The organism is Azospirillum sp. B506 (assembly GCF_000333595.1).
GTDB lineage: Bacteria > Pseudomonadota > Alphaproteobacteria > Azospirillales > Azospirillaceae > Azospirillum.
The window spans coordinates 1-4,730 of the sequence record NZ_BADK01000901.1 but is presented as its reverse complement, the minus strand read 5'-3'; the positions used below and the strand labels follow the sequence as shown (position 1 = coordinate 4,730).

The 4,730-nt window shown below is 68.9% G+C and carries 4 protein-coding genes and 1 pseudogene; 4 read left to right on the top strand and 1 reads right to left on the bottom strand.

Annotated elements, in window-relative coordinates:
* The coding region (locus tag I71_RS27965; protein WP_042701841.1) for an aldehyde dehydrogenase family protein at positions 1 to 541 on the bottom strand (541 nt) is incomplete at its 3' end.
* A gap of 288 nt (positions 542 to 829) precedes the next feature.
* On the opposite strand from I71_RS27965, the gene I71_RS27960 reads away from it, so the two are divergent.
* The 4 genes and pseudogenes from I71_RS27960 to I71_RS27945 all read left to right on the top strand — a co-directional run.
* Entirely contained in the window at positions 830 to 2,725 is a 1,896-nt protein-coding gene (locus tag I71_RS27960) for an ABC-F family ATP-binding cassette domain-containing protein (RefSeq protein ID WP_042701838.1), read from the top strand.
* On the top strand, positions 2,722 to 3,426 hold the full coding sequence (locus I71_RS27955) for an exopolysaccharide biosynthesis protein (protein ID WP_042701835.1): 705 nt from the start codon (positions 2,722 to 2,724) through the stop codon (positions 3,424 to 3,426). The genes I71_RS27960 and I71_RS27955 overlap by 4 nt, the downstream gene beginning before the upstream one ends.
* A 54-nt stretch (positions 3,427 to 3,480) precedes the next feature.
* Complete coding sequence (locus tag I71_RS27950; RefSeq protein WP_042701832.1) at positions 3,481 to 4,062, top strand: class I SAM-dependent methyltransferase; 582 nt, start codon at positions 3,481 to 3,483, stop codon at positions 4,060 to 4,062.
* A gap of 229 nt (positions 4,063 to 4,291) precedes the next feature.
* Positions 4,292 to 4,730 (top strand): annotated as a pseudogene (locus I71_RS27945) (YdcF family protein); the annotation flags it as partial.

Sequence of the window (4,730 nt, the reverse complement as noted above, 5' to 3'; positions counted from 1 at the left end):
TCACCTCGCTCGGCTTGAAGATCATGGCGTTGCCGGCGGCCAGCGCCGGGGCCGATTTCCACAGCGCGATCTGGATCGGTAGTTTCCAGGCGCCGATCCCGGCCACCACCCCCAGAGGCTCGCGCCTCGTGTAGACGAAGGAGGTGGGGCGCAGGGGGATCTGTCGCCCCTCCAGCGCCGGGGCGAGGCCGGCGTAATATTCCAGCACGTCGGCGCCGGTGGCGATGTCGACCGCGCGGGTCTCGCTCAACGGCTTGCCGGTGTCGAGCGTTTCGATTTCGGCCAGCGCGTCGTTGCGCTCGCGCAGCAGGGAGACCGCCCGGCGCAGCACCCGCGACCGCTCCATCGCCGTCATCGCACCCCACACCGCCTGTCCGGCACGGGCACTGTCGACGGCGCGGTCGATCTCCGCGGCTGTCGCCTGCGCGACCTCGGCCAGCGTCTCGCCGGTCGCCGGGTTGACGGTGGCGATGTGCTCCGCCCCCTCGCCCTCCACGGGGCGGCCGTGAATGTAATGGGCCTGCCGTCCGAACCGCATCATGTCCCGTCTCCCCGATCCCAGGCCCAAGGGTGATCCGCATCCCGCAATTTGGTTTCAGGAAGCAGCGTGGTTTTTATTGAATGATCGTTCAATAAAAAAATTGCGGGTGGCGGTTCCGTTCTCCAACTTGGTCGTGTTCAAACAAACCGGCGAACCGGCACCCGCTCCTTGGAACCTGGCGGAAGGCCGACGAATGACGCCCCGCGCGGGACAAAGCCGTGCCATCCGCATGTCAACCACCCTGGCCCGCTTCAAATCGGCGCCCCCGCGTGCTACATCCTCCGCGCTATGCTGCACATCAATGACCTGACCTTCCGCTTCGGCGGCCGAGTGTTGTTCGACCATGCGACCGCCGTCGTGTCCAAGGGGCACCGCGTGGCGCTGGTGGGACGCAACGGCACCGGGAAATCGACCCTGCTGAAGCTGATCTCGGGCCAGCTGCAAACCGATGCCGGCGCCATCACCCTGCCGGCCGGCATGCGGATGGGCATGGTGGCGCAGGAGGCCCCCAGCGGCCCGACCACGCTGATCGACGCCGTGCTGGCCGCCGACACCGAACGCACAGCCCTGCTGGCGGAGGCCGAGACGGCGACCGACCCGATGCGCATCGGCGAAATCCACGCAAGGCTGGCCGACATCGAGGCGCATTCCGCCCCGTCGCGCGCGGCACAGGTGCTGTCCGGCCTGGGCTTCGATGCCGAGGCTCAAGCGCGGCCCTGTTCGGATTTCTCCGGCGGATGGCGCATGCGCGTGGCGCTGGCCGGCGTGCTGTTCTCCCGCCCCGACCTGCTGCTGCTCGACGAGCCGACCAACCACCTCGACCTCGAAGCCACCATCTGGCTTGAGGGCTATCTGAAGAACTACCCGCACACCATCCTGCTGGTCAGCCACGACCGCGAGCTGCTGAACGCGGTGCCGAACACGACGATCCACATCGATCAGGGCAAGCTCGTCACCTACAGCGGCAATTACGACCAGTTCCTGGCGCAGCGCCGCGCCAACCAGGAACGGCTGGCCTCGATGGCCGCCAAGCAGGAGGCGCGGCGCAAGCACATGATGTCCTATGTCGACCGCTTCCGCTTCAAGGCCAGCAAGGCCCGTCAGGCGCAAAGCCGCCTGAAGCTGCTGGAGAAGATGGAGTCGATCACGCTGATGGAGGACGATCCCGAGGTCGTCTTCAATTTCCCGCCGCCGGACGAGCTGGCGCCGCCGCTGATCGCGCTGGAAGGCGTCAGCATCGGCTATGGCGACACGGTGATCCTGCGGCGGGTCAACCTGCGCATCGACATGGAGGACCGCATCGGCCTGCTCGGCGCCAACGGCAACGGCAAATCGACGCTGGTCAAGCTGCTGGCCAACCGTCTGCAGCCGATGGCCGGTGAGATGCGGCGGCCGTCCAAGCTGCGCATCGGCTATTTCGCCCAGCATCAGGCCGAGGAGCTGGACCTGTCGCTGACGCCGATCCAGCAGACCCAGCGCATCATGCCGCTGGCGCTGGAGGAGAAGGTGCGCGCCCATCTCGGCCGCTTCGGCTTCCCGCAGGTCAAGGCCGAGACCAAGATCGCCAACCTGTCCGGCGGCGAGAAGGCGCGTCTGCTGCTGGCGCTGATGAGCCGGGAAGTCCCGCACATCCTGATGCTGGACGAGCCGACCAACCATCTGGACATCGACAGCCGCGAAGCGCTGATCGAGGCGATCAACGACTTCCCCGGTGCCGTCATCGTCATCAGCCACGACCCCCACCTGATCGAGATGACGGTGGACCGGCTGCTGCTGGTCGCCGACGGCACGGTGCAGGCCTATGACGGCGATCTCGACGATTACCGCCGCTATCTGCTCGACCGCGCCAAGGCGGAACGGGCGGTGGCGAAGGGTGGCACGGAGCGCGACGCCGGGCCGAACAAGAAGGACCAGCGCCGGGCGGCGGCCGAGGCGCGCACCGCGCTGGCGCCGCTGAAGCGCAAGGCCACCGACGCCGAGGCGCTGGTGACCAAGCTTGCCGAGGAGAAGCGCAGGATCGAGGCGAAGATGGCCGACCCGGCGCTCTACACCGGCCCGTCCGACAAGCTGACCAAACTGCAGATCGAGCTGGGCACGGTGGAGAAGAAGCTGGCGACCGCCGAGGAGACCTGGCTGGAGGCGCTGGAACTCTACGAGAGCGCCGCGGCGGAGGCCGGCGTTTGAACGCCCGCCGGCACATCGACGACGCAGACGGCAGCGTCCAGGCGGAGTTGGAGCATGACGGCACCATCGCCCTGCCCGTCGTCTGCGACGGCGAGGATGAGGAGCGCACGTCCGACGTGCTGGCCCGCTTCCGCGCCAACCTGCCGGCCGGACGGGTCACGCTGGGCGACCTGATCCGGGCGCTGGGCGACCGCTCGCTCGGCACCATCCTGCTGGCCCTGTCGCTGCCGACCATCGCGCCGGTGCCGCTCGGCGTGTCCTGCCTGTTCGACCTGCCCATCGTGCTCTACACCGCCCAGCTCGCCTTCGGCCGGCGCGGGGTGGGTTTGCCGGACTGGCTGCTGCGGCGCTCCATCGGCACCCGGCTGGCGGCGCGGACGCTGGACGCCGCCATGCCGCGGCTGGTGTGGATCGAACGGATGCTGAAGCCGCGGCTGCACCGGCTCGCCCGCATCGACCAGGAGCGCTGGTTCGGCCTGTTGCTGTTCATCCTGACGCTGACCTGCATCGTGCCGCTGCCGCTGACCGGCTGGCTGCCCGGCTTCGCGCTGGTGCTGATCTCGCTGGGGCTGATCGAACGCGACGGCGGCGCCATCGGCATCGGGTTGGGGCTGACCGTCGCGGCGCTGGTGGTTTTGACGCTGGTGGCCAGCAGCCTGTCATACGCAGGTCACCAACTTCTGGCAGCAACTCTCCGGTAGGACGGCCGCGCCCGCACCAGGGGTGACGGACCGTCCCGAACCAGGGAGGCTCCGATGACCGAGGCTGCATCCGCACCGCTTTCCGAATCCTGGCTGTTCTTCCGCCGCTGGCTGGCCGATCCCTGGGCGATGGGGTCGATCGCCCCCTCCTCCCAGGCGCTGCGCCGGCGCATCACCCGCGAAATCCGCCGCGAGCCGGACGAGGTCGTGGTCGAGTTCGGCGGCGGCACCGGTCCCATAACCGCGGCGATGCTGGAGGCCGGCATTCCGCCCGACCGGCTCTACAGCTTCGAGATCGACGACGACCTTGCCCGCCATCTGCGTGCCCGCTGCCCGGCGGTCACCGTCATCGCCGACGACTGCCGCAAGGCGCCGGAGCTGCTGGGCGAGGCGCTGTGCGGCAAGGTCGGCACGGTGGTGATCGGCATCCCGATGATCACCTTCCCGCTGGAGTTCCAGCGCGAGGTGCTGGACGCCACCTTCCGCATCCTGCGGCCGGGCGGGCGCTTCCTGCTCTACAGCTTCATGCCGCATTCGCCGCTGAACCGCGACGCGCTGGGGTTGAAGGGCGAGCGTCTGGGCTTCACGCTGCGGAACCTGCCGCCGGCGTCGGTGTGGGGATATTGGCGGGGGTGATGCGCACGCATCCAATCCCCTCTCCCCCCGGGGAGAGGGTTAGGGTGAGAGGGCGCGCGACGAGGGTTCCCAAGCATCGCACACCTTTCACCCCCCACCAAATCCACCCCATGCATCCCCCTCACCCCGGCCCTCTCCCCGGGGGGGAGAGGGGGATTTGGGGCGGGAGAGAGCTGGGTTGCCGCCTTCATACCGTCCCGCTTATGCTCCGCCCATCCCATTCACCGCCATGGATGCTCCGGTCTTGTCCTTCATCCTGTCGAAGCTGCTGTGGGGTATCGTCGCGCCCGGCAATGCCTTGGTGCTGGCCGTGGCGCTGGGCGCGCTGCTGTGGCGGACGCGGCGCTGGCAGCATGCCGGGCGGCGGCTGGTCACGCTGGCGGCGCTTCTGCTTCTGCTGGTCATGTATACCGGGCTGGGCGCGCTGGTCGCCCTGCCGCTGGAGAACCGCTTCCCGCGGCTGGAGCCGGAGGGGCGGATCGACGGCATCATCATGCTGGGCGGCGCCGTCAACCCGCCGATCACCGCCGACCGCGGCGATCCGTCGCTGAACGAGGCGGCGGAGCGCATCCTGGGTTTCGCCGATCTCGTCCGCCGCCATCCGGAGGCCAAGGCGGTCTTCACCGGCGGGTCGGGCCGGCTGCTGGCGCCGGACCGAAGGAGACATC

What these genes read in the sequence shown, in the direction of transcription:
- I71_RS27960 (WP_042701838.1), top strand. Translation starts at nt 830, where the DNA reads ATGCTGCACATCAATGACCTGACCTTCCGCTTCGGCGGCCGAGTGTTG.
- I71_RS27950 (WP_042701832.1), top strand. Translation starts at nt 3,481, where the DNA reads ATGACCGAGGCTGCATCCGCACCGCTTTCCGAATCCTGGCTGTTCTTC.